This is a genomic window from Myxococcota bacterium, from assembly GCA_039030075.1.
Taxonomy (GTDB): Bacteria; Myxococcota_A; UBA9160; order UBA9160; family SMWR01; genus JAHEJV01.
Window position 1 is genome coordinate 78,138 of record JBCCEW010000014.1, and the last position, 24,803, is coordinate 102,940.

Consider the following 24,803-nt stretch of genomic DNA (forward strand, 5'->3'; position numbering starts at 1 on the left):
GGGGACCGGGCCAGCCACCCGGAGAGGAACGCCGCCGAAGCGGCCGACCCCTCGAATCGGCTCCCGCGAATGGAACGCAACGAACCGCACCAACCGGGTCGACCCGACCGACGTCCCATCGCCACCGGCCACGCCTAGCGCTGTGTCCCGGCGGTGGGCCGGGGAACACGCGATGGCGACGCCTGACTTCACAGCGCGCACGCTCCGCCGTCTACTGGCGAGCGGCGTCACGAACCGCGCCGAACGGCTGTTGGCGAAGATGCCTCCTGCCGACGTCGCGCCGCTGCTCTCCGACCTCACCCAGGACGAGGTTCGGATGGTCGTCGACGGTTTGTACCGCCAGCGGCGGGCCGCGCTCGTCCTCCGCGAACTCCCGCCGGAGATGCTGCCCCAGCTCTTCGATGCCCTGACCGATCAGCGCATCGCCGACGTCATTGCGCGCCTCGAGATCGACGACCTCCTCGAGTTCGTCGAGTGGATCCCCGAAGAGCGCCGCGACGACGTACTCCAGCGGCTGCCCGACTATCGCCGCGACGAGCTGATGAAGGCCGAGCTCTACCCCGAGTCGAGCGCCGGCCGCGTGATGATCACGAGCTTCGTCGCGCTCGACGAGAAGATGACCGCCCAGGAGGCGATCGACTCGATCCGTTCGGTGGGCGACGACGACGAGTCGATCCTCTACCTCTACGTGGTCGACGATCAGCGCTGCCTGCGCGGCGTCGTGCCGATCCGCCGCCTGGTGGCGGCGCCCCCGGACCGACCGGTGGGCGAGTTCATGATCCCCGAGCCCGTGTGCGTTCGCGCCGAAGCCGACCAGGAGGAAGTCGCGGCCGCCGTGCGGCGCTACGACCTGCTCGCCGTTCCCGTCGTCGACGTAGACAACCGCATGCTCGGAGTGATCACCGTCGACGACGTCATCGACGTGATCACCGAAGAGGCGACCGAGGACATGTACCACCTCGCCGGTCTCTCCGACGAGGACCGCGTCTTCAGCCCGGCCCACACTTCGATCCGCAAGCGCCTGCCGTGGATGCTCGTGAACCTCGCCACCTGCTTCCTGGCCGCGTGGGTCGTCGGCCTCTTCGAGCGCACGATCGAGCAGGTGGTCGCGCTCGCGGTCTTCATGCCGGTGGTCGCGGGCATGGCCGGCAACGGGGGCACCCAGTCGCTGACCATCATCACGCGGGCCATCGCCCTCGGCGAGCTCGAGTTCTCGACGGGCCTGCGCGCGGCGGCGAAGGAGCTGTCGGTGGGCCTCGTGATCGGCGCGATCACGGGCATCGCCAGCGGGGGAATCGTCTATTTCTCCCAGGGGAGCCCGGTGCTGGGTCTCGCCCTCTTCCTCGCCATGGTGGTATCGATGGCCGTCTCCGGGCTGATGGGCGCCGCCGTCCCGCTGAGCCTGAAGGCGCTGCGCCAGGACCCGGCGCTGGGCTCGGGGGTGATCGTCACGACCTTCACCGATGTCTTCGCCTTCTTCGCGTTCCTGGGGATCGCCACCTTGCTGCTGGATCGCCTCCCCGCCTGAACAGCAACACGCAAGCGATCCCACCCGAGGCCGAGCGGGCTACCCTGCCCCGCATGTCACTCCACACCCCTCTCTGTGATCTCGTCGGTGTCGACGTCCCGATCTTCCTCGCCGGCATGGGCGGCGTCGCCTACGCCGACGTCTGCGCCGCGGTTTCCGAAGCCGGCGGCTTCGGCACCCTCGGCATGGCCGGCGCTAGCCCCGAGGAGATCCGCGCCGAAATGGCGCTCGTCCGCGAGAAGACCGACAAGCCCTTCGGCGTCGACCTCCTCGCCGCGCTCCCCGAAGCGATGATGGCGTCGATCGATGTGATCATCGAAGGCGGCGCCAAGGCGTTCATCGCCGGTCTTGGTGTACCCGGTCCGGTGATCCAACGCTGCCACGACGCCGGCCTGCTCGTGATGAGCATGTGCGGCAAGGTCGAACACGCCCGCGCCGCCGAGGACGCCGGTTGCGACGTGGTGGTGGCCCAGGGCACCGAAGCCGGGGGGCACACGGGCCAGGTCGCCGGCATGGCGCTGATTCCGCAGGTCGTCGACGCCGTCGACATTCCGGTGCTCGCCGCCGGCGGGATCGTCGACGGCCGAGGGCTGGCCGCGAGCCTTGCCTTCGGCGCCCAGGGCGTCTGGATGGGAACCCGCTTCATCGCCTCGCAAGAAGCGCGCGCGAACGAGGGCTACAAGAAGCGACTCACCGAAGTGGGCTCGGCCGACACGGCGATCACGCGTTCCTACTCGGGAAAACCGATGCGGGTCGTGCGCAATGCGTGGGTCGACGACTGGGAGCGTCGCCCCGAAGACATCCTGCGCTTCCCGGAGCAGATGACCCACTCGGCGAACGAGGGCGTCCTCCTGTTCATGACCGTCGACGCCGACGATTTCGATCAGAGCCGCGCGTGCATGCCGTGCGGTCAAGGCGCGGGCGCCATCCAGGACATTCCCACCTGTCAGGAGATCATCGACCGCGTGATGCGCGACGCGTCGGACACCATCGAGCGCGTCCACGGCCTGCGCTAGCGCGCGTCGAGCTCCTCTCAGCCCCTGCGCCGGCGGGGCCGGAATGCGATGAAGCTCAAGTCGTCGGGCTTGCTCGGATCCTGGTCGGCGGGTACCTGCATGCGCGTGCGGGCGAGTTCGGCGAGGCGAGCTGCCGACCCCTCGAGGTCGCCCGCGCACACCAGCGAGACGATCTCTTCGGTATGCAGGTTGTCGGCGAGACCATCGCTCGCGATGAGCAGCGTGTCGCGCGCCGCCAGCTTGCGGGTGGACCCCATCTCGATCCGCATGTCATCGGCGCCCAGGACGTTCGACACGATGTGGCGCTCTTCGTGATGCATCGCCTCCCCCTCGTCGATCACACCGGCCTCGAGCGCGAAGCCCACGGGAGAATGCGCGACGCTCTGCAACTTCAGCCGGCCGCGCTGACCGAACTGCAGGATCATCGAATCGCCGACGTGATAGGGCCGGAGTCGGTCGCCATCCACTTCGACGACGGCCAACGTGGTCCCCGCGCCGACGCCGATCTCGAGCACGGCCTGGTTCGCCCGCTCGAATCCGTTCAGGATCGCCGTGCGGAGCATCCCGCCCTCGGCCTCCCCTTCCTGCAGGGCCAGCCCGAGCGCCTCGATGGCGCGATGAGCCGCTTCGGCGCCCGCGCGCTCGCCGCCCATCCCATCCGCCACGGCGAGGACGAAGGCGTCCTCGAAACCGAAGACCGCCAGTCCATCCTCGTTCGGTCCGGCGCGGCCGGGGCTGCGACAGCTGAAGAACGCGACCTCGCCCGCGCCCAGCGGATGCACCCGGACTTCGTCCATCTCGCCGTCTTCGACGCGGTAGAGCGGGCACGCGTCCGACATGCGCGAGAGATTAGCCCCGTCGGCGCGACCGCAAGGACGGGGATTTCCCTATGTTCCGCGGCGACTCATGGCGCCCGCGTCCTCGGATCATCAAGCCGCGACCCCCGATGTCGCCCCCCGGCCGCGCCGCGCGCTCGTGCTCTCGGGCGGCGGCGCGCGCGGTGCCTACGAGGCGGGCGTCCTCGCCCACGTCTTCGAGCACGTGCTTCCCGAGCTGGGCCCCCAGGCCGCCTTCGACGTGGTCTCGGGCACCTCGGTCGGAGCCATCCACGCCGCCTTCGCGGCGGCCACGGCCGACCTGCCCCCGGCCGAGCGGGCCCGCCGCCTCATCGACACCTGGCATTCGATGCGCATCGACGAGGTCATCCAACTCGACGCAGCCGACCTGTTGAAGATTCCGCTGCGCGCGCTCGGCTTCGCAAAACGCAAGCCGCGCGGGAAGGGGCTGGTGGGGGGCCTCGTCGACTTCTCCCCTCTCGAGTCGCTGGTCGGGCGCGCGGTCCCCTGGGAATCGCTTCACGCCAACCTGCACGAACGACGCCCGGCCGTCCTGTGCATCTCCTGCACCGAGGTGCGCAGCGGACGCGTGACCATCTTCATGGACGGCGCACTCGCCGACGCGTCGCCCTGGCAACACGACCCGAACGCGCAAGCGATCTCGGGGCCGATCGGTGCACGCCACGTGCGGGCCTCGGCCGCGATCCCTTTCTTGTTCCCCTCGGTGCGGATCGGCGAGCGTTTCTACGTCGATGGCGGCCTGCGCATGAACACGCCGCTCTCACCGGCGGTGCGCCTGCGTTCCGAACGGATCCTGGTCATCGCGCTCAAACCGAAGCCGGTCATCGATGCCGAGGCGCCGCCCTATCCCGAAGAGGTCATCACCCAGCCTGCGTTCCTGCTCGGCAAGGTCCTGGACGCCCTCACCCTCGATCAGATCGAGTACGAACTGCAGCGCATCGAACTCATCAACGCGATGCTCGCCCAGGGCGAAGAGGTCTACGGGCCCGAGTTTCGCGAGCGCATCAACCCGGCGGTGCGCCGACGCCGCGGGGTCGGCTTTCGTCCCGTCGAAACGGTGACGATTCGGCCGAGCGAGGACATCGGCCGCATCGCGGCGCGCTGCTATCACGCGTCGGGAGGCACCCGCTCCCTGGGCGTGCTCCCCGAGCTGCTCGCGCGTGCCGCTTCGAGCGGCGTTCCCGCCGACGAAGCCGACCTGCTCTCGTATCTCTATTTCGACGGGCGCTTCACCCGCGAGCTGATCGAAATGGGCATCGCCGACGCACGCGAGCAGGAGAACGAGCTCGCCGCGCTGCTCGCGGTCTAGGGCGCCGCTTTCGCGTCCGGGGTCGTCCAGTAGCGCGCTCCCGACACTGCGCAGGCGAGGATCGCGCCGAGTTGCGCCGGGACCCAGGCGCGCTCCCAGCCTGCTCGCTCCGTGACTTCGGTGTTCCCCGCGAGCGCGTCGCACAGCGTGGGGGCGGTGGCGGCGGCGGTCTCCCAGAGCCCGAAGGCGACGCCGAGACCCAGCAGCCACAGCGGTACGACAGGGACCAGGCACCAGCGGAGGGCGCTGCGCCAATGCAGCGAACCCTGCAGCAAGCCGGCGGCGACGAGGGCGAAGACCGCGAAGAGCAAGGTCGTCGAGAAGAGTTCGCGGCTGCAGTCGGCCTGCGGAACCACCGCGAGCAGCAGCGCATGGGCGTAGATCAGCAACCATCCGACGAGCCCGCAGCCGATGCGCAAGAACAGTTCGGCGAAGGACATGGCGGCGGCGGTCTCCCCAAGAACGCGACCCCGGGCGTGCGCGGACCGGCGCAGGATAGCGGCCGCCCATGTCGAGGGAACGACGAGTGCGTTGCTTCCACCCCACTCACCGTGCCTGTTCCCTTGCGAAGCGCCTCCCGGGCCCGGATCATGCGGCCTCACAGGCGCACGGGCGCCACCGGGTGGTGGCGCTCGAGCAAGCCGTTCTGGGAGGCTGGTTCGCATGGGAATGCTCTCTGAGTTCAAAGACTTCGCGATGCGCGGCAACGTGGTCGACATGGCCGTGGGTGTCGTGATCGGCGGAGCGTTCGGGAAGATCGTCACGTCGTTCACGAACGACATCCTGCTACCCCCGATTGGCCTCGCCACGGGCGGTGTCGACTTCTCGAATCTGTCACTGACGCTCAAGGAAGCCGCCGGCGAAGCGGCCGCGGTGACGGTGAACTACGGCGTCTTCATCAACACCGTGATCGACTTCCTGATCATCGCGTTCGCGATCTTCCTGGTCGTGAAGGCCATGAACGCCGCGACGAAGGAAGAGGAAGAAGCCCCGGCGGCGCCGCCCGAGCCGTCGAAGGAAGAAGTGCTGCTGACCGAGATCCGCGACGCCCTGCGCCGCTGATCCGGCCCTGGAGAATCGAACGCACCTCGGTGGACGGCGGGTAGGCTCCCGTCGTCCACCGTGGCCGCATGGGTGACGCGCCCTCGCCCGGACGGCTTCGGTGCTCGGAACCGCCATGCCGAAGCTTGCTCTGCTCGGGTGTCTGCTGCTCTTCTGGGTCGGCTGCGCCTCGATCCCCGAACTCCCTCCGCTCGAGGTGGCCCCCCTCGAGCCGGGGAAGCGCGAGCGCGTCGCGCCGGACCAGGTGTGGTTGATCGTCGACGTCTCGGGGTCGATCGATCCACAGACCCAGTTCCCCGAGGAGAAGGCGGCGCTCCGCTCCTTCGTGGCCGCGATGCCCGAAGGCGACTACGCCGCGGGGCTCGTGGCATTCGGCGGCTTTCGTCGGCAGGTCCTGCCCCTCGAACCCTTCGATCGCCCCGCGTTGAGGCGCGCTGCCGCAGAATTGCCTTTCCTCGACGAGGGCACGCCGCTCCACACCGTCCTGTCCGAGGTCGGCGAGTCTCTCGAAGGTCAGCGCAAACGTGCGGCGCTCGTCATCTGGAGCGACGGCCTGCCGAGTGGCCCTGCCGGCCGCCAGGTCGACCCGCAGCTCGCGCTCGATCGGGCGCGCGCGCTGTCCGAGGCCTACGACGGCCGCGTCTGCATCCACACCGTCCAGGTCGGGAACGATCCGCCCGGAGGCGACTTCCTCCGCGAACTGTCGGAGACGTCGAAGTGCGGCTCTCACCGCGGGCTTTCGTCGTTGGACACGGCCGAGGCCCTGCTCGACTTCGAGCGCAAGGTGTTCCTGCGCAAGGTCCGCAAGCCGAAACCAAAGCCCAAGCCCGCGAAGCCCGCACCGAAGACGAGCGGTGCGCCCAACGACCGAGACGGGGACGGCGTCTCCGACGGCAGCGACCAGTGCCCGGAAACCCCGTCCGGCGCGAAGGTCGACCGGCGCGGCTGCTGGTCGATCCCGTGGCTGCTCTTCGAGACCGACCGCGCCGAGCTCACGGCCACGTCCGAGCAGAAGCTGCGCGACGAAGTGCTCCCCGTGATCCAGAACGATCCCGAGCTTCGGCTACGGATCGACGGGCACACGGACAACCGCGGCAGTGCTGAGCACAACCGCGACCTGTCCCAGCGACGCGCCGAAGCGGTACGCCGCTTCCTGGTGCGACAGGGCGTCACCGCCGACCGCATCGAGGCGCGCGGCTTCGGCGAGAGCAAGCCGCTGGTCCCGAACGATTCGCCGGAGGACATGGCGAGGAACCGGCGCACCGAGCTCACCGTGCTCTCGCGCTAGGACCCGCCTGTTGCGTAGGTGCGCGTGAGGTAGTCGCGGATCGGCTCGGCGCCCGCGATTCCGGTGCCGGTGTTGGGATCGTCGAGCCAGGGAACCGTGTCGGCGCCGCTGCGATCGCGGAGCGCGTCCTGGTGCGCGCTTCCCGCAGCGACATTCGTCAGGCGGTAGCGCAGCTCGAGGCTCGACAGGGACTCCCGCACGCGCCGCGCCCCGGGAGACGATTCGTACGAGAAGAGCTGCAGGGGCGCTTCCGGCACACGGCCCGGCCGGGCGAAACCGCCGGCTCCCAGCCGCGGCAAACCGGCGAGCACCGTCGTGACGCGCATCGGCCAGCCCGGTCGGAGGGCCCGCGGAACAACCCCATCCCCGTAGCGCTCGAAGAGATAGGCGACGATGTCGTCGGACTCGTACAGGGCGAGGTCGCCGTTCGGGTCCACGAGGTAGGGGAACGAGCTGCGTCCGCCCCGCTCGACGACTCCCGGTCGAAAACGGGTGCCTCCCTTCGGGCACGGGTGGACCATCGCCTCGAGATCCAGCATCGAGAGGGCCTCGCGCACCTTTCTACAGAAAGGGCACGCCTCGAACTCATAGAGTTCGAGGAGGCGCTCCGGACGCGCGCCCCGGGCGAGCACCCGACTCCCCGCACCACCGCGCAGGACAGAACTGGTGGCCGAGGCTGCGTGGGCGAAGCGTGACAGCACGGCGTCTCCGGTTGCGAATGCTCTAGTATGCCGGCGACTTCTGCGGAGGCCCAGTGACGACATCTGCTCTCGATCGGTTCCGGCTGGACGGAAAGTGCATCGCCATCACGGGGGCCTCCTCCGGCTTCGGCCACCACTTCGCGGGCGTGCTCGCGGCGGCCGGCGCCCACGTGGTGCTGGGCGCACGACGCGTCGACCGGATCGAGGCGCGGGTGCGTGAACTGGAGGCCAGTGGCGTGCAGGCCCTGGGCGTACCGCTCGATGTCCGCGATGCGATGAGTCTGGGCGCATTCCTCGACGCCGCCTGGGACGCCCACGGGCGACTCGACGTGCTCATCAACAACGCGGGCATCGAAGCGGGCGCGAAGACCTACACGATGATCGACGAGGACGACTGGGACTCGGTGCTGGACACCAATCTGAAGAGCGCCTGGCTCGCCTCGAAGCTCTACACCGAACGCGTCATCGCCCAGGGCCAGGGCGGTGGCAACATCATCAACATCGCTTCGATTACCGCCTACCGCACCATCAAGGGCCAGTTCCCCTACGCCGTGTCGAAGGCGGGGATGGTGAAGGCGACCGAGGTGATGGCGCTCGAGGGCGCCAAGTTCGGCATTCGCGCGAACGCCCTCGCGCCGGGGTACATCCTCACCGACGTGAGTCGCGTGCTGCTCGAGGGGCCCCAGTCCGAGGGCTTTCAGAAGCGAATTCCCCAGCGTCGCTACGGCCGGTTCGAGGACCTGGACGGACCCCTCCTGCTCCTGGCGTCGGACGCCTCGAGCTACATGACCGGCTCCACCCTCGTGGTGGACGGCGGTCACATCTGCGCGGAGCTATGAGGTGGAAGCCGCCATCGGCCCCAGGCGCTCGAGGTAGCGCAGGACGTACTTCCCGAGGATGTCGGCCTCGAGATTCACGCGATCCCCCGGCTCCCGCTCGCCGAGGGTCGTCTCTGCCAGTGTGGTCGGGATGAGTGCGACGTCGAAGCCGGTGTCGTCGACGGAAACGACCGTGAGGGAGACCCCGTCGATCGCGACGCTCCCCTTGTCCACCAGGACGCGCCGCACCTCGTCGTCGCAGTCGACGGCGAAGCGCACATCGTCGCCCACGCGCTTCAGCGCACGGACGCGCCCCGTGCCGTCGACATGGCCCTGGACGATATGCCCATCGAGCCGCCCGCCGGCGCGCATCGCGCGCTCGAGGTTCACGCGATCGCCGACCGCGCGATCTCCGAGGGAGGTGCAGTCCAGGGTCTCCTGAACGGCTTCGAACCAGAAGTGGCCCCGCTCGAGCCGCGTGACCGTCAGACAGCAGCCGTTCACGGCGACGCTGTCGCCGAGCCCGACCCCCTCTTCGATCGCCGGGGCTTCGATGACCACCTCGGTGATCTCCCCTTTCCGGGAGAGCTCACGCACCACGCCGACGCTCTCGATGATGCCGGTGAACACGCTAGCTCCGGAAGCGGCGATCGATCTCGGAGAGCATGCGATCGCGCACGGCGTCGTAGGAAGCCGGCAGCTCGATCGGCGGGTTGGGCACCGAGGCCTCGATCCCTTCGAGCTGCATCTCGTGGTACTTCACCTTGAAGTCGACGAACTTCAGGCCGTGGGCCGTCGAGATCGCCACGACGCGATCGTTCTTGTGGATGATGCCCCGATCCACGAGCTTCTCGACGGCCGCCAGCGCGACGCCGGTATGCGGACAGTTGAACAGGCCGGTCCGGTCGGCGCGCGCGCACGACTCGGCGATCTCGGCCTCGGTCGCCTGCTCGACGATGCCGTCATAGCGCTTCAGGGCATCGATGGCCTTCTCGGCCGACACGGGGTTTCCGATCTGGATCGCGTTCGCGAGCGTGGGACGCGCCGCGATCGGTTCGAACACCTCGAAGTCGCGCTGGTAGGACAGGTAGAGCGGATTCGCGGCTTCCGCCTGGGCGCACACGATACGCGGTACGCGCTCGATCAGTCCGAGCTCGCGGAGCATGTCGAGCCCCTTCGCGAGCGCCGAGACGTTCCCGAGGTTGCCACCCGGAATCACCATCCAGTCCGGCACTTCCCAGTCGAACTGCTCGATGATCTCGATCCCGACGGTCTTCTGCCCTTCGATGCGCAGACTGTTCATCGAGTTCGCGAGATAGATGCCCTCGCGATCGGCCACCTCTTTCACGATCTCCATGCAACCATCGAAATCCGTGTCGAGGGCGAAGACGATGGCGCCGTTGGCCACCGGCTGGATCAGCTGGGCCACCGACACCTTCCCGCGCGGCAGGAACACGATCGCGGGAATCTCCGCCGCCGCCGCGTAGGCGGCGAGCGCGGCCGAGGTATCACCCGTCGATGCGCAGGCCACCGCCGGGATCGCCTTTCCCTGCTGCACCATGTCGTTGACCATCGAGACCAGCACGGTCATGCCGAGATCCTTGAAGGACCCGGTATGGGTGTTGCCGCACTGTTTGATCCAGAGGTCCTCGAGCCCGAGCTGGCGCCCATAGCGCTCGGCCCAGAAGAGGTTCGTGTTGCCCTCGTACATCGAGACGACGTGCTCGTTGTCGATGTTGGGCAGCACCCACTCCTTCTTGCCCCAGACGCCCGAGCCGTAGGGCCACTCGCTCGAGTGGGCACGCTCGCGGAAGAGCCGCTTCCACTCCTCGGCCGGCGTCTTCTTGAGCTCGTCCATATCGTGGGTGACTTCGAGCAGGGTCCCGTCCTGCGCGGTGTACACGACCTCGTCGAGCGCATAGGTCTCGGCATGGTCTCGGATCGAGCGGAACCAGGCGCGGTGCGCGGGTTTGGCGGCCATCAGAGGTCTTCCTCGATGCGGATCACCCGGGTCGGGGCCGTCGTGTCGGGCAACGCATCGACCCGCTCGAGTGCGCCGCGAATGGCGCCTTCCTGGGCCGGATGCGTCAGGACGAGCACCGGAACGGCGCTGTCCGTGTCCCGGCCCTTCTGGATCACCGACTCGATCCCGATGCCGTGCTCGCCGAGCGCGCCGGCGATGTGCGCGAGGACGCCCGGGCGATCGCGCACGGTGAAGCGCAAGTAGGCGCGCCCCGACAACTCGCCGAGAGGCACGAGCGGGACCGGCCGCAACGCTTCGGGCAGGTAGGACAACGGCGCGACCCGCCCTGCTCCGCCCCGCCGGATCTCGCGCGCGATCTCGATCAGATCGGCAACGACCGCGCTGGCGGTGGGGAGTTCACCGGCGCCCGCGCCGTAGAAGAGCGTCGGACCGACCGCGTCGCCCGTCACGGCCACCGCGTTCATGGCGCCGTCGACGCTCGCGAGCAGGCTCGTCTTCGGAATCAGGGTCGGATGCACGCGCGCTTCGATCCGCGTATTCCCGGACGCATCCTCCGCGCCCTTGGCGATGCCGAGCAGCTTGATCCGGTAGCCGAACTCGTCGGCCGCCTCGAAGTCGACGGGCTCGAGGCCGCGGATCCCCTCGGTCGGGATCTCCTTGCAGGTCATCTCGGCGCCGAAGGCCATCGCGGCCAGGAGGGTCAGCTTGTGGGCCGCGTCGATGCCCTCGAGGTCGAAGGTGGGGTCGGCCTCGGCGTAGCCGAGCTCCTGCGCCCGCTTCACCACCACCTCCTGGGCCTCGCCGCCCTTCTCCATCTCGGTGAGGACGTAGTTGGTGGTCCCGTTCATGATGCCGTAGAGGCTCTCGATGCGGTTGGCAGCCAGCCCCTCCCGAATCGAGCGCAGGATCGGGATGCCGCCCGCCACGCTGGCCTCGAAGCCGACGTCGACGCCCTTGCGCGTGGCCGCGCCGAAGATCTCGCTGCCGTGCTCGGCGAGCAGAGCCTTGTTGGCGGTGGCGACGTGCTTCCCCGCCTCGATCGCGCGGAGGGTGAAGCGGCGCGCGATGTCGTAGCCGCCGATCAGCTCGATCACGATGTCGACCGCCGGATCGTCGATCAGCCCCTCGGCGTCGCTGTCGAAGCGGATCCCGGAGAGGTCCACCCCGCGATCGGTCTCGGTATCCAGGTCGGCGACGCGGACCAGGCGCAGCGGAAAGCCGAGCCGCTCCTGGATCACGGCCGCGTTCTGGGCCAGCACCTTGGCGACTCCGGTCCCGATCGTCCCGAGACCGATCAGCCCGACACCCACTTCCTGCTTCGACACGCTTCCTCCGAGGGCCGGCGTTAGACGGTTGCTTCGCGCAGGAAGCGGCGGATGCCGCGAACCGCCTGGCGAATGCGATGCTTGTTCTCGACCAGGGCGAACCGCACGAAACCCTCGCCGTGCTGACCGAAGCCGAGCCCGGGAGACACCGCGACCTTCGCCTCGCGAATCAACCGCTTCGAGAACTCCATCGAGCCCAGGCTACGGAACGCTTCCGGGATCTGGGCCCAGACGAACATGGTTCCGAGCGGCTTCTCGATCTTCCAGCAGCCCTCGCCCGGCGCGCTCAGACCTTCCACCAGCACGTCGCGGCGCTCGCGGTAGATCTCCTGGTTCTCGGCAACGATGTCCTGGGGTCCACGCAACGCGACGATCGCGCCGATCTGGATCGCCTGAGGCATGCCGTAGTCGAGGTAGCTCTTGATGCGGCCCAGGGCGTGGATCATCTCGCGGTTGCCGGCAGCGAAACCCACGCGCCAGCCGGCCATCGAGTGGCTCTTCGAGAGCGACAGGAACTCGATCGCGACGTCGCGCGCGCCCGGCACCTCGAGGATGCTGGGCGGCTTGTAGCCGTCGAAACACACCTCGGCGTAAGCGAAGTCGTGGAGCACCATCAGATCGTGCTCCTTCGCGAAGGCCACGATCCGCTCGAAGAATGCGCGATCCACCACGCACGTCGTCGGATTGTGCGGGAACGACAGGATCAGCATCTTCGGCTTCGGCCAGGTGCGGGAGATGGCCTGCTCGAGATTCGCGATGAAGTCCGTGTCCGGCGACAGGGGCACGTGGCGCAGGTCGCCCCCGGCGATGATCACCGAGTACTGGTGGATCGGATACGCGGGGTCCCCACAGAGCACGACGTCTCCAGGGCCGATCGTCATGAGCACGAAGTGGGAGAGCCCCTCCTTCGCGCCGATCACGGCGATCGCTTCGCTGTCGGGATCGATCTCGACGCCGTGGTTGCGCTGGTACCACTCGCTGCACGCCGCGCGCAGGTTCGGGATCCCCTTCGAGGCGGAGTAGCGGTGATTGCGCGGATTGCGCGCCGCCTCGACGATCTTCTCGACCACGTGGGAGGGCGTCGCCAGATCGGGATTCCCCATCCCGAGGTCGATGATGTCCTCGCCGGCGCGCCGCGCGGACTTCATCAAATCGATCACCTCGGCCAGGATGTACGGCGGAAGGCGATTCAGCTTGTCGAAGTGGTGATGGATCGGATCGCTCATCGCGGCCTCGCGGAGACCCGGCCCACGGGCGGGATGCCGAGCCGGATGCGGCGCCCGGAGGTCGTCGCCCGCTCGAGCGAGGACGCCGGAAATCCCGCAATTGGGCAAGATTATTGGAAATTTCGGCCGGATCAAGACGGCGCGGGCGACGCTCTCCCGAAGCCCCGCACGAGCAGCGCCAGGCCCACGAGCCCGCCGACGAGCACCCAGCCCGGCGCCAGGGAGACGCCCGCCCAGAGGGGCGCGTATCCCAGCGCGAGGACCGTCCCGGCCACACAGAGGGCGTAGGGCGCCTGGGTGCGCACGTGGTCCAGATGGTCGCAACCGGTGGCCAGCGCCGAGAGGACGGTCGTGTCCGAGATCGGCGAGCAGTGGTCCCCGAAGATCGCCCCGTCGAGGACGGCCGCGACCGCCCAGACCACCAGGAAGAGCCCGCTCCCGTCGGCCGCGCCCAGGCTCGCGGCCAGGGGGATCGCATTGGGCAGCAGGATCGACATCGTCGACCAGGACGAACCAGTGGCGAACGCCACCAGGGCCGATGCCACGAAGAGCATCGCGGGCAGCCAAGCCGCCGGCAGCGCGTCGGAGAGCAAGGCGGCGAGATAGGGTCCGGTCCCGAGGTCGCCGCAGACCGCACCGATCATCCACGCCAGGAAGAGCAGACCGACCGCGAAGCCGACGGTGGGTCCCGCTCCGGCGGCCGCTCGCGCCATCTCCGGAACCGTGAGGTGCGGACGCGGGTCGGGCTCTCCGAGCGCGGTCATCCGGGCCGTCACCGCGACGCTGCCCAACACGCCGCCCGCCACCGCTCCCCAGCCGCCGATCCCGAACAGGGCGTAGAGCACCCCCGCGAGCCCGGCGCCGGACACCAGCCCCCAGCGGAGCGGCCGCGAACCCGCGAGGAACATGGCGACGGCCAGCCCGACGAGTGCACCATGGAACGTGGCCGCCGCGCCGCTGCCCGCGAAGAGCACGGCCCGCCAACGCGTCAGATCGCGCCAGGCGCCCTCGCCGAGTAGCGCAACCGCGCCGCCCGCGATCGCGATCGCCGCGACCGTCGCGAAGAGGGTCGCCAGCAGGGGCCACACGGCGCGGTGGGCGGCAGGCCCCAGACCCGGTTTCGGCTCGAGCGCACTCAGCGATGCGACCATCCCCGGCTGGGCTCCCGGTGCCCACAGCGCTCCCGTGGTCCGCGCGCGCACCTCGGCGCGACGCATCGGGCCGAAGTCGCGTCCGCTCCAGGCGATCAGAAAGACGAAGGCCAGGGTGAGCCAGCAGTAGTAGCGGTACGGCAGTGACGCCACGAACACCGCATAGCCGTCAGCGTCGATGCCGACGGCGGGCAATTGGGGTGCGTACACCGACACCTGGAACGCGATCCAGGTCGACAGCAGGGCCACACCCGCGACGGGCGCGGCGGTGCTGTCGACCAGGTAGGCGAGCTTCTCGCGAGAGATCCGCAGCCGGTCCGTGAGCGGCCGCAGGCTGTTTCCGACGAGCATGCAGTTGGCGTAGTCGTCGAAGAAGAGCACCAGCCCCGAGCCGAAGGTGGTGAGCTGTCCCGAGCGGGCGTCGCGCGCGAAGCGCAAGGCCCGCTCGACCAGCCCGGCGACCCCACCCGCGCGCGTCATGATGCCGACCATCGCCAGCAGGACGACCACGAAGGCGAGGATCTCGAAGCGGAAGCTGCTCGTGAGCTCGCGCCACAGATCGCGTCGCACGACGTCGAGGGTGCCGCTCCAGAGGCTCCACGCCCCCTGCCCTTCCCCGGCAGCCCGCACGAGCGACCCGCACCAGACGCCCCCGAGCAGCGCCGGCAGGGTGCGGCGCCACCAGAGCGCGAGCGCCACCGCGACGAGGGGCGGTAGCAGCGCCCACCGGCTGGGGAGTCGTCGCACCTCGGACGGCCCCAGGCGCTCGCGTGCATCCGGTGTCTCGAGGAAGGCCTCGACCGCGAGCTCGGCGCCGGCCGGCACGACCGTCACGACGAAGCGCGGCAGGTCCTGGCCCGTCGGGAGGGGCGGCGACAGTCCGGTCGGCGGGCGCTCGCGAAAGGCGTTCAGCCCACTGCGCAGGGCCCGGAGCAGACGCTCGTCTTCCCGCGCCGCGCCGTCGACACGGACCTCGACCGAGACGGTGCCGTTCGGGACGCGCTCGGCGAGTGCGCCGAGGACCGACGGGGCCCCTTCCCGCGCCCGCGCCGCGTCCAGGCGCAGCCAGTCCGCCAGGCTCTGCGACCAGCGCGACGCGTCGGGCACGTCGGGCCTGAGCAGCCCGAGCGCGCAAAGCACAAGCAGGGCCAGCCCCCGGAAGGGACGGCCCTGCTCGACTTGGATCGGATGCTGGGACACGCCAGACGCCTCCGCAGACCGGAGGTCGGCGACGCCGCTGGGATCAGCCCAGGAAGGGGATGATCAACAGCGCGACGACGTTCACGAGCTTGAGCATCGGGTTGATGGCCGGGCCCGCGGTGTCCTTGTAGGGGTCACCCACGGTGTCGCCGGTCACGGCGGCCTTGTGGGCTTCGGACCCCTTGCCGCCGTACTGGCCCATCTCGATGTACTTCTTGGCGTTGTCCCAGGCCGCGCCACCGGTGGTCATGGAGAGCGCCACGCAGACGCCCGACACGATCGAACCGATCAGCAGACCGCCGAGCGCCTGGGGGCCCATCGCGAGGCCGACGATGATCGGGATCGCCGCCGGAATCAGCGCGGGCGCGATCATCAGCTTCAGCGCCGACTGGGTCACGATGTCGACGCAGGTCCGGTAGTCGGGCTTGCCCGTGCCTTCCATGATGCCGGGGATGTCGCGGAACTGGCGACGCACCTCTTCGACGACGGCTCGACCCGCTTCGCTGACCGCGTCCATCGCGAAGGAGGCGAACACGAACGGGATCATCGCTCCGATGAAGAGCCCGGCCAGCACGCTGGTGTCGGCCAGGTTGAAGTCGACCTGGATCCCGCCAAGACGCTGGAGGTCTTCGATGTAGGTGGCGAAGAGCACGACCGCAGCCAGACCCGCCGAGGCGATCGCGTAGCCCTTGGTCACCGCCTTCGTCGTGTTGCCGAAGGCGTCGAGCGGGTCGGTGACGTTGCGCACCTCGTCGCCCAGCTCCGCCATCTCGGCGATACCACCTGCGTTGTCGGTGATCGGGCCGTAGGCGTCGATCGAGACCACGATGCCGGCGAGCGAGAGCATCGACATCGCCGCGATCGACACGCCGAAGAGACCGGCGAGCGCGTAGGTGGACATGATGGCGAGCACGATCACGACCACCGGCACCACCGTCGACTGCATGCCCACGGCGAGACCGCTGATCACGTTCGTGCCGTGTCCGCCCTCACTGGCGCGGGCGATGCGGTCGACGTAGCGCGATCCGTCGCCCGTGTAGACGTCGGTGATCCACATCATGACCGCGGTCACACCGCCGCCGACCGCCGTGCAGAGCACCAGGCTGAACCAGCCGAGCTCGTTGCCACCGATGTCGGCGTCGGCGATGTCACCGATGAAGAGGCTCAGGACGGCCGTCAGCAGGATCATGATGCCCGTCGACACCGCGAGGCCGCGATACATCGCGCCCATCACGGCCGGCTGCTGACCGGGCGCGGGCTCGTCGATCGACACGAACTTCAGGGCCACGAGGCTGCCGACGATGCCCGCGACACCCACGAGCAGCGGGTAGAGGAACATGTCGCTCTGCTCGGGGAAGATGATGTGGGCCAGCAGCATCGCCGCCGCGGCCGTCACGCCGTAGGTCTCGAAGAGGTCGGCCGCCATGCCCGCGCAGTCGCCGACGTTGTCGCCCACGTTGTCGGCGATCACCGCCGGGTTGCGCGGATCGTCCTCGGGGATGTTCGCCTCGACCTTGCCGACGAGGTCCGCACCGACGTCGGCGCCCTTCGTGAAGATGCCGCCGCCCAGGCGTGCGAAGACCGAGATCAGCGAGCCGCCGAAGGCGAGCCCCACGAGCGCGTCGGGCGCGTGGTAGTCGGCCATGTGCATGCAGAGCACCAGGAAGGCGAGGGAGAGCAGGCCCGCACCGACCACCATCAGGCCGGTCACCGCACCCCCTTGGAAGGCGAGATCGAAGGCGCGACCGAAGCCCGACTTCGCCGCCTCGGCGACCCGCAGGTTCGCGCGCACCGACACGTTCATGCCGATGAAGCCCGCCGCCGCACTCGCCAGTGCGCCGACGACGTATCCGAAGGCGTACCACTTGCCCAGGAAGAGCAGCAGCAGGAAGAGGATGGGAGCCCCCACGATGGCCACGGTGCGGTACTGGCGCGAGAGGAAGGCTTCGGCGCCGGCCCGGATCGCGTCGGCAATCTCGTTCGCGCGCTCGGTGCTGGTCGGGGCGCCGATCACCCGGCGGTAGAGCCCCACACCCACCGCGATGGCGGCGACGGCGGCGATCAGGGAAAGGACGATCTGGACCATGAGTTGGGATCTCCAAGCTGGTGGGGTGCCGCGCGTCGCGCACACCGGTGGCTGGAACGGAAAGCGGGAGCCAGGCTGACGCCCTCCCCTCGCTCGCTGTGGCGCGGCCCAGCCGCTCTGCAGCGCGGGCCCTTCGGGGAAAGCCGTTCGCTCCCGGCGGCAACGCCTCCCCGGACAGGAGCCCGGGCGCGTGCCGGCGGCGGAAGGCGCCCGCGGCCGCGCAGTCGGATGACGCGCAGTCCGTGGGCGGCCGGGAAACTAGGCGTCCCCACCGGGAATTTCCAGAGGCAGCCGCGCGATTTCCGGCTCCCCCGTGCGCGCCACGCCCCGGACGCCGCGGGTCCGGGCCGGCTCGTCGCGCACGCAGTGTCGGCGCGCCTCCCGGTAGAACGAGCGGCGCGCCAGCCCCAGACCCGGCGGCGTCCCCGCGCCGGCGGGCTCGAGGATCAACAGGGCCCGACGTCCCACGCTCCAGTGAAGGTTCTCCCCGGTGCCGACGCCGTGCGGATACCCCCGGGGTCCACCACAGAGCGGAGTCGAGCTGGGAACGGCAACGCCGATCTCGCCCTCCTCGGGTCGCTCCGACCGCGCCGCCTGCAAGACCGCCCGATTGTGTCTCGCTGCCCGGAGCTCGGGGGACGCCTCCAGGGCCCGCGCCAAAGCACGCTCGGCCGCCGCCCATTCTCCTTCCGAAGCCGCCAGGGCCCCGTGGTTCGAGAAGTCCCCGGGCGTCGACGGAGGGCCCCATGTCGCGCGCGCACGTTCCGGCTCTCCGGCCAGGGCCCAGGCCACGCCGAGCGCCCGGTCGCGGTCCGGATCGCTCCGCCCACGCCGCGCGTCCAGCTCCCCCGCCCGCCGGTAGAGCGCCGCCGCGCGTGCCGGAGCGCCGTCGGCCAGCTCGGTGGCCGCCCAGTGGTTCAGCCAGACCGCTGCGTCCTCCGACCCGCCGCTGCTCTCGACGAGGGTCCGGTAGGCGCGACGTGCGGCTCCGTAGTCTCCCAGCGCGTAGTGCATCGCCCCGAGAGCGGGACTGTCGGGGCGCCCGGTCCCGAAGGCCTCGAGCGTGCGCGCGGCCGTCGCGGCGAAACACAGCACCAGCGCCACGACCGCCAGCGTCGAGAAGCCGGCACCGCGGCGATGGAGCGCGACGAGCCCCCGCGCCATTCCCAGACCGAACGGCAGCGAGAGCTGTAATAGATAGGAGGCCTTGAGCGCCGACCAGATCGGAACCGTCCAGGCGAACACCGCGAACGCGCCCAACACCGCCGCCGCGTAGGCGGTCGCGAGGGCGATCGCGGCTCGCTGCCGCGTTCGGCGCATGTCTCGCCAGACGAGCACGACACCGACCCCCGCGAGCAGCGTGGGCAGCAGTCCCAGGACGCTCGGCCAACCCGGCGGCGCTTCGACGGCGGCAGGGGCGGCGGCCATCACGTCTCCCCAGACCCCGGCATAGGCCGTGCCCCAGACCGATCCCAACAGCGCCTCGGAGCGGGGATCCGGTGCGGTGAAGACGGCGGCCGGAACCGCGAGGTAGTCCATGACGCGGCGCTGGCCGGGCGCCTGGCCCGATTCGACCCACGCCACCGCTTCGACGCTCCGGGACGTGGGAATCGGCGTCCCGAACTCGGAGACGTTGCGCAGGTAGAGCGGGCTCGCGACGACCACCGCGACCCCCGCCGCGATGAGGACGCGTCGGGCTCCGCCGCGTCCCAGGAAGACGGCGGCGGCCAGCCAGGCCATCACGATCAGCAGCCCGTTGTACTTCGTCCACAAGGCGAGCCCCGCCAGGACGCCCGCGCCGACCGTGCGCCAGACCTGGGGCGCGTCCCGCACCTCGTTCGACAGGAACGCGACGAAGGCCGCAGCCGAGAACGCCGTGACGAGGGCTTCGTTCCCGACCATGCCGCTGGCGATCACGTGCACCGGCAGACAGGCCACACATCCCGACACCAGCGCTGCGAGGCCGCGGGTGCCGGGAAACACGAGTCGCACCGCCCCGCCGGCCAGCGCGGCGGTGCCGAGGCTCGCCAGCGCCGACACGCCCAGCATGCCACGCGCCAACGTCAGGGCATCACCGCTCCCTACGAACGGAAGCGAGAAGACGTAGTGCAATGGAGGGTGGAAGTAGGACCACCCTTGGTCTGCCCAGGGAAGCGCACGAAAGGTGTCGAGGAAGAGCACGTAGGACACGTGGCCCCACGCGTCGTATCCCCAGAGGAGCGGAGCCTGCCAGGCTTCCCAGACGCGCACGGCGACGGCAATGGCCCACAGCGCACAGCCTGCGACTCGCCAGCCAAGGGCCTCCGCGTCATCGGTGCCGAGCATCGGCCTGGATTCCTCCCCGCTCTCGCGCCGGAGGCATCCTACCCCTCTCCGCTGGCTTTCCGGCACGCCTCCCGGGGGCCGACGCATCGCTGCAACCGCAGCGCCCGAGCGGCCGGACGCCCTATTCTCAGGAACTCGACCCGCCCGCCAGGCGTCTCAACTTCGACCCCCCGGACCGAGGCACCGATCCGCCCCTATGTCGCGACGCGTCCCCGCTCTCCATCGCTGCCGCACCGGGTTCGCCGGATGACGACCCGCGCGCGCTCGACGTGGGCCGCTCTCGGCGGTGGGGTCGTCGGTGCGGGGCTCGCCGCGGCCTGGCTCGGCGGCTCGAGCGCCGATGCGGCGGCCCCGAACCGCGCCCCGTCCGAGGATCGCATCGCGGCCCTCGAGGCCCAGCTCGAAGCCGAACGCGACGCACGCCTGGCGCTCGCCGGAGAGCTCCAGACCCTGCGCGCCGTCTTCCTCTCGGGTGTCGATGCCACGGCGGAAGCCGCCGAGCCGACTGGAGACGAAGCCAGCGCTCCGGTCGAACCCGAACGCGATGCCGTCTCCGCGAACGACCGCGCCCGGCGCTGGTTCGATGACCAGGCCCTCCGCGATCTCGAGCTCGCCGAGGCCGAGATCGCGTCGCTGCGCACCCGCTTCGAGTCTCTGGAGTTGGAGGAGCTCTATCTGCGCGATCGTGCCTCGCGCGAGGGCTGGCTCGCCGACGGCGAGTACTGGCGCGAATTGATCGGCCTGCGCAAACAACTCCGGGAAGACGTCGGAGAGCGAGACTACGACCTGCTGTTGTATGCCGGCCGACGCGAGAACCGGGTCGTCATCGCCGACGTACTCGGGCGCTCGCCGGCGGGCGCAGCCGGTCTCCAGATCGGTGACGAGATCGTCTCCTACGCGGGTCGCCGCGTCTTCGAACCGCGGGAACTCACCGAGTCCACCTCGGAAGGGGCCGCGGGCGCGAACACCGAGCTCCGGGTTCGGCGCGGCGGCGAGACCCTGCGCTTCTTCGTGCCCCGGGGTCCGCTGGGCCTGCGCCTGAAGACCGCGCGCCGCCCCCCGTCGCGCTGACACCGGCGTCTGCGCGTGCCTTGCTGGAGACACGCAAGTGCGTGACCCGACGTCCTTGCGTGCCGGCGCGCGTCTCTTCCTCGACAGGTGGCGGCTGCGGTTCCGCGGGCATGGGGCGCTCCATGTCAGCGGAATCCGACCGCGAATCGACTAGTCTCTCGGCCATGCGCACGACGCGAGCCGTCACCCACGGTCTCCCCAGCCGGCATCACCGCTGCCGACGCGCGCGCGCGACGCGCTTCGCAGCGGAAGCACACTAGGACCACGGGGAGATCCTTGGCGCGCTGTATCGTGATCATCCCGACCTACAACGAGGTCGAGAACCTCCCGCTCCTGGTGCCTCAGGTGCTCGACGCGGACGCCCAGATCGAGGTGCTGGTGGTCGACGATGCGTCTCCGGACGGCACCGGTGCGGCGGCGGACCGGTTGGCGGCGGAGTCCGAGCGGGTCCACGTCCTGCACCGAGACACGAAGGAAGGGTTGGGGCCGGCCTACCGCGCGGGCTTCGCGCGGGCCCTCGAGCTCGGCGCCGATCGCCTGGTCCAGATGGACGCCGACTTCTCCCATCCGCCCGATGCCCTGCCGCTCCTGCTCGGTGCGCTCGACCACGCGGACGTGGCGAGCGGCTCGCGCTACCTGAACGGCATCACGGTGGTGAACTGGCCGATCGAGCGCATCCTCCTCTCCTATCTGGGCAACGCCTACGTGCGCCGCGTCACCGGGCTCCCGGTCACCGACACCACGAGCGGCTTCCGCTGTCTGCGACGGGAGATCGTGGAACGACTCGACGTGGGCGCGATCCAAAGCAACGGGTACGCCTTCCAGATCGAGATCAACTACCGACTCCACCGTCTCGGAGCACGCGTCGAGGAGATCCCGTTCTTCTTTCTCGACCGCACGCGCGGAGCCTCGAAACTCACCTGGCAGATCGGACTCGAAGCACTCTGGCTCGCACCCCGCCTGCGACTCGCCAGCGTCCTGGGCCAGCTCTAGCCCCCGTGCGCATCTGCGTGCTGAACGAACGCGACCCGGAACACCCGCGCGCGGGGGGAGCGGAGACCCACGTGCACGAGCTGACGCGACGCCTGGTCACGCGGGGCCACGAGGTCCACTGGCGATCCGAACGCGCACCGGGGATGGCAGCGAACGCCGAACTCGACGGGGTTGCCATCGAGCGCGTCGGACGAGGTCCCACCTACTACCTGGCCGCGTTCCGGCATTGCCGCCGCCGGGCCGAAGCCCGTTGGGACGTGGTCGTGGAATGTCTGAACAAGCTCCCGTTCTTCGCCACCGCCGCAACCCGTGTGCCCGTCGTCGGTCTCTGTCACCACCTGTTCGGGTCCGCCGCGTTCGCCCAGGTGCCCTGGCCCGTCGCGGCCGGCGTGTGGCTCCTCGAGCGTCCCATCCCGCTCGCCTTCCGCGGCCGCCCGCTGGTCGCGATCAGCCAAAGCACCCGCGACGATCTGGTCGCCCGCGGTCTCTCCGAGGACCAGATCGAGGTGCAGGTCCCGGGGGTCGATCGCCCCTCCGTCCCCGCCCCCCCGATCGCAAAGCGCGCGCCGCTGCTCGTCTACGTCGGTCGGCTGGAGCCCTACAAGCGCGTCGACCTGCTCCTCGAAGCCGCGGCCCAGCTCTCCCCCGAGATTCCCGAACTTCGCGTGGCGATCGTCGGGCGCGGTTCGGCAGAGAGCGCATTGCGGCAGCGGGCCGGGGCCCTCGGGTTGGCGGATCACGTGAGCTTCCCCGGCTTCGTGTCGTGCGAAGAGCGGGACGACTGGCTCGCGCGCGCCCGCGTGTGCGTCTGCCCGTCGGTCAAGGAAGGCTTCGGTCTCACCGTGATCGAAGCGAACACCCTCGGCACGCCGAACGTGGTCGCCGACGCCCCGGGCCTGCGCGACTCGGTACGGCCCGGTGAGACCGGGTTCGTGGTCGCGACCCAGGATGCGCGCGCGTACGCCGCCAGGCTGCGCGAACTGCTCGTCGACGATGCCCTGGCCACGCGCTTCTCGGAGGCCGCTCTGGCCTGGTCCGCGCGTTTCGATTGGGATCGTGCCGCCAGTGCTTTCGAACGAACCCTCGTCCGTGCGACGACACCCACCCCGGAGAGCGCGTGAGCCAAGGCCCTTCGTTGCGGACGACCCTCGGCCGGATCCTCCCGCTCCTCGTGAGCGGCGCCGTGCTCGTCTGGCTGTTCCGCCGCACCGACCCGGCGGCACTCGCCGACGCCATCGATGCCCGGGTCGTCGCCGTGCTGCTGCCCAGCCTGTTGGTCTACGGGTTCGGCAGTCTCGCGATCGACGCGATCTCCATCCGACGCCTGGTGCCGCCCGGACCGGCGCCCCTCAGCCTCTGGACCGCCGCCCGCCTGAAATGCGCGAGCTACCTGCTCGGCATCTTCCACTACGCGCTCGGCGCCGCGAGCCTCACGGTCCTCCTGCGGCGTCGCACCTCCCTTTCGCTCACCGGAGCCGGAAGCGTCGTTCTGCTGATCGCATTGACCGACCTGCTGGTGGTGTTGGCGTCGGCGAGCGTGGCGATCGTGGCCGGCACCCAGCTCCAGCTCGGGCCGCAGGTCGGCGTGATCTTCGCAGCGCTGGGCGCCTGCGCCACCGGCATCTTCGTGCTGCGCTGGCCGGGCTCCCTGGGTCCACTCGACCGGCTCCGCGAGCTCGCGATCTTCGACGGGCTGCGCAACATCCCCCTGGCGCGGCTCGGGGAGCTGTTGGTGCTTCGCTGTCTGTTCTGCACGGGCTTCGTCGCAATCTGCGTGGCGGCCTTCGTGGCATTCGGGATCAGCGCACCGCCCGTGCAGATGGTGGCAGGCTTCCTGATCGCGGCGTTGGTGGCGGCGCTTCCGATCGCGGTCGCCGGGCTGGGCACCAGCCAGGCCGCCTTCCTCTTCCTGTTCGAGGGCATCGCCAGCCCCGAACGCCTGCTGGCGATGTCGCTCGCCCTCTCGTTCGGACTGATCAGCATGCGCGTGGCCATGGGCATCGCCTTCGCGCGCGAACTCACGCGGGAAGCCTGGCGCGAGAGAGACGCCGCGGCGTGAGTGCGCCGTTCACGGGCGAGCGTCTCCACGCAGAGGCGACGGGCTTCGGCCTCGACCTGGCCCGACACCAGGCTGCGTACGACTGGGCCGCTGCGCGGGGCCTCACCGCACCCATCCTCGAGATGGGTTCGGGCAGTGGACACGGCAGCCCTCGCCTGCGCGACGAGGGAGCCGACGTCTACGCGATCGACCGGGTGGCCCCGGATGCCGCCGCCCGCGCCTCAGCGACCCGCTTCGTCCGCGGCGACCTGCTCGCCCTCCCCTGCCCGGACGCTCACTTCGCCACGGTCGTGAGCTTCCAGGTGATCGAGCACTTCCAGGATCCCCACCCCTACCTCGACGAAATGCGCCGGGTCCTCCACCCGGGAGGCGTCGCGCTGATCTCGACCCCGAACGTGGCGCGCTCCGACGGGGTGAACCCCTACCACTTCCATGAGTACACCGAGGCCGAGCTCCGAGCCCTGCTCGAGCACCACTTCGCGGCCGTCGAGATCCTCGGGGTGGGAGTGAGTGCCGCCGCGAACAAGGTCCTGCAGGCCCGGTCGGCGCGGATCCGAACGGTGATGCGCCTCGATCCCTTGGCGCTGCGAGACCGACTCCCGCGCGCGTGGGTCGAGTCCCTCTTCGCCTGGGGCGCGCGGCTGGTGCGGGCCTGGGGCAGCGAACACCGCAGCACGGAATCCTTCGGCGTAGAGGACTTTCCGATCGGGCCGCCGGACGCCGAGACCAGCCTCGATTGGATCGCCGTGTGCCGTGAGCCGCGGCCCGTCCGCCAGACCGTCTGACGGAACTCGCCTCCCCCAC

The 24,803-nt window shown here is 69.9% G+C and carries 21 protein-coding genes; 11 read left to right on the plus strand and 10 right to left on the minus strand.

The window, feature by feature from the left end; translation table 11 throughout:
- Nucleotides 1-172: 172 nt before the first annotated feature.
- A complete protein-coding gene (mgtE, locus tag AAF430_15690; GenBank protein ID MEM7411672.1) occupies nt 173-1,528 on the plus strand; it encodes a magnesium transporter in 1,356 nt (451 codons plus the stop codon).
- A 53-nt stretch (nt 1,529-1,581) separates the two neighbouring features.
- Complete coding sequence (locus AAF430_15695) at nt 1,582-2,544, plus strand: nitronate monooxygenase (protein MEM7411673.1); 963 nt, start codon at nt 1,582-1,584, stop codon at nt 2,542-2,544.
- 17 nt (nt 2,545-2,561) lie between these two features.
- Here the strand turns inward: AAF430_15695 and AAF430_15700 are convergent, their stop codons facing one another.
- Nucleotides 2,562-3,383, minus strand: a complete 822-nt coding sequence (locus tag AAF430_15700) for a protein phosphatase 2C domain-containing protein (protein ID MEM7411674.1) — start codon at nt 3,381-3,383, stop codon at nt 2,562-2,564.
- A 67-nt stretch (nt 3,384-3,450) separates the two neighbouring features.
- Between AAF430_15700 and AAF430_15705 the strand changes: the two genes are divergently transcribed.
- A complete protein-coding gene (locus AAF430_15705; GenBank protein ID MEM7411675.1) occupies nt 3,451-4,710 on the plus strand; it encodes a patatin-like phospholipase family protein in 1,260 nt (419 codons plus the stop codon).
- Here the strand turns inward: AAF430_15705 and AAF430_15710 are convergent.
- Nucleotides 4,707-5,150 (minus strand): hypothetical protein, encoded by a 444-nt coding sequence (locus AAF430_15710; GenBank protein ID MEM7411676.1) that lies wholly within the window; start codon nt 5,148-5,150, stop codon nt 4,707-4,709. The two genes, AAF430_15705 and AAF430_15710, sit on opposite strands and share 4 nt — an antisense overlap.
- A gap of 223 nt (nt 5,151-5,373) precedes the next feature.
- On the opposite strand from AAF430_15710, the gene mscL reads away from it, so the two are divergent.
- Nucleotides 5,374-5,772 (plus strand): large-conductance mechanosensitive channel protein MscL, encoded by a 399-nt coding sequence (gene mscL / locus AAF430_15715; protein ID MEM7411677.1) that lies wholly within the window; start codon nt 5,374-5,376, stop codon nt 5,770-5,772.
- 115 nt (nt 5,773-5,887) lie between these two features.
- The gene (locus tag AAF430_15720) at nt 5,888-7,060 is read left to right on the plus strand and encodes an OmpA family protein (protein MEM7411678.1); all 1,173 of its coding nucleotides are present in this window, start codon (nt 5,888-5,890) and stop codon (nt 7,058-7,060) included.
- Here AAF430_15720 and AAF430_15725 read toward each other — a convergent pair.
- Nucleotides 7,057-7,761, minus strand: a complete 705-nt coding sequence (locus AAF430_15725) for a glutathione S-transferase N-terminal domain-containing protein (protein MEM7411679.1) — start codon at nt 7,759-7,761, stop codon at nt 7,057-7,059. The two genes, AAF430_15720 and AAF430_15725, sit on opposite strands and share 4 nt — an antisense overlap.
- Nucleotides 7,762-7,814: 53 nt before the next feature.
- Here AAF430_15725 and AAF430_15730 point away from each other — a divergent pair, with 53 nt between their 5' ends.
- Nucleotides 7,815-8,600, plus strand: coding sequence for an SDR family NAD(P)-dependent oxidoreductase (locus AAF430_15730; protein ID MEM7411680.1), 786 nt, complete (start codon nt 7,815-7,817; stop codon nt 8,598-8,600).
- Here AAF430_15730 and AAF430_15735 read toward each other — a convergent pair.
- The 7 genes from AAF430_15735 to AAF430_15765 all read right to left on the minus strand — a co-directional run bounded on the left by AAF430_15735 (nt 8,595) and on the right by AAF430_15765 (nt 19,876).
- Nucleotides 8,595-9,209 carry a riboflavin synthase gene (locus AAF430_15735; GenBank protein MEM7411681.1) on the minus strand — a complete coding sequence of 205 codons (615 nt, stop codon included), beginning with the start codon at nt 9,207-9,209 and terminating at the stop codon, nt 8,595-8,597. The genes AAF430_15730 and AAF430_15735 overlap by 6 nt on opposite strands.
- A 1-nt stretch (nt 9,210) precedes the next feature.
- Nucleotides 9,211-10,560 (minus strand): threonine synthase, encoded by a 1,350-nt coding sequence (gene thrC, locus AAF430_15740; protein MEM7411682.1) that lies wholly within the window; start codon nt 10,558-10,560, stop codon nt 9,211-9,213.
- Nucleotides 10,560-11,888: a homoserine dehydrogenase gene (locus tag AAF430_15745; GenBank protein ID MEM7411683.1), complete on the minus strand. Its 1,329-nt coding sequence runs from the start codon at nt 11,886-11,888 to the stop codon at nt 10,560-10,562. The genes thrC and AAF430_15745 overlap by 1 nt, the downstream gene beginning before the upstream one ends.
- A gap of 20 nt (nt 11,889-11,908) precedes the next feature.
- Nucleotides 11,909-13,114 carry an aminotransferase class I/II-fold pyridoxal phosphate-dependent enzyme gene (locus tag AAF430_15750; GenBank protein MEM7411684.1) on the minus strand — a complete coding sequence of 402 codons (1,206 nt, stop codon included), beginning with the start codon at nt 13,112-13,114 and terminating at the stop codon, nt 11,909-11,911.
- Between the two features lie 131 nt (nt 13,115-13,245).
- Nucleotides 13,246-15,465: a Na+/H+ antiporter NhaC family protein gene (locus tag AAF430_15755; protein MEM7411685.1), complete on the minus strand. Its 2,220-nt coding sequence runs from the start codon at nt 15,463-15,465 to the stop codon at nt 13,246-13,248.
- A gap of 43 nt (nt 15,466-15,508) precedes the next feature.
- On the minus strand, nt 15,509-17,551 hold the full coding sequence (locus AAF430_15760) for a sodium-translocating pyrophosphatase (GenBank protein MEM7411686.1): 2,043 nt from the start codon (nt 17,549-17,551) through the stop codon (nt 15,509-15,511).
- A 258-nt stretch (nt 17,552-17,809) separates the two neighbouring features.
- Complete coding sequence (locus AAF430_15765) at nt 17,810-19,876, minus strand: hypothetical protein (protein MEM7411687.1); 2,067 nt, start codon at nt 19,874-19,876, stop codon at nt 17,810-17,812.
- Between the two features lie 246 nt (nt 19,877-20,122).
- Here AAF430_15765 and AAF430_15770 point away from each other — a divergent pair, with 246 nt between their 5' ends.
- From AAF430_15770 to AAF430_15790, 5 genes are all read left to right on the plus strand, one after another.
- Nucleotides 20,123-20,947, plus strand: a complete 825-nt coding sequence (locus AAF430_15770; protein ID MEM7411688.1) for a PDZ domain-containing protein — start codon at nt 20,123-20,125, stop codon at nt 20,945-20,947.
- 276 nt (nt 20,948-21,223) lie between these two features.
- On the plus strand, nt 21,224-21,940 hold the full coding sequence (locus AAF430_15775; GenBank protein ID MEM7411689.1) for a polyprenol monophosphomannose synthase: 717 nt from the start codon (nt 21,224-21,226) through the stop codon (nt 21,938-21,940).
- Nucleotides 21,941-21,957: 17 nt separating this feature from the next.
- A complete protein-coding gene (locus AAF430_15780) occupies nt 21,958-23,061 on the plus strand; it encodes a glycosyltransferase family 4 protein (GenBank protein ID MEM7411690.1) in 1,104 nt (367 codons plus the stop codon).
- On the plus strand, nt 23,058-23,999 hold the full coding sequence (locus tag AAF430_15785) for a lysylphosphatidylglycerol synthase domain-containing protein (protein MEM7411691.1): 942 nt from the start codon (nt 23,058-23,060) through the stop codon (nt 23,997-23,999). Before AAF430_15780 ends, AAF430_15785 begins: the two co-directional genes overlap by 4 nt.
- Nucleotides 23,996-24,784 carry a class I SAM-dependent methyltransferase gene (locus AAF430_15790; protein MEM7411692.1) on the plus strand — a complete coding sequence of 263 codons (789 nt, stop codon included), beginning with the start codon at nt 23,996-23,998 and terminating at the stop codon, nt 24,782-24,784. Before AAF430_15785 ends, AAF430_15790 begins: the two co-directional genes overlap by 4 nt.
- The last annotated feature ends 19 nt before the right edge of the window (nt 24,785-24,803 follow it).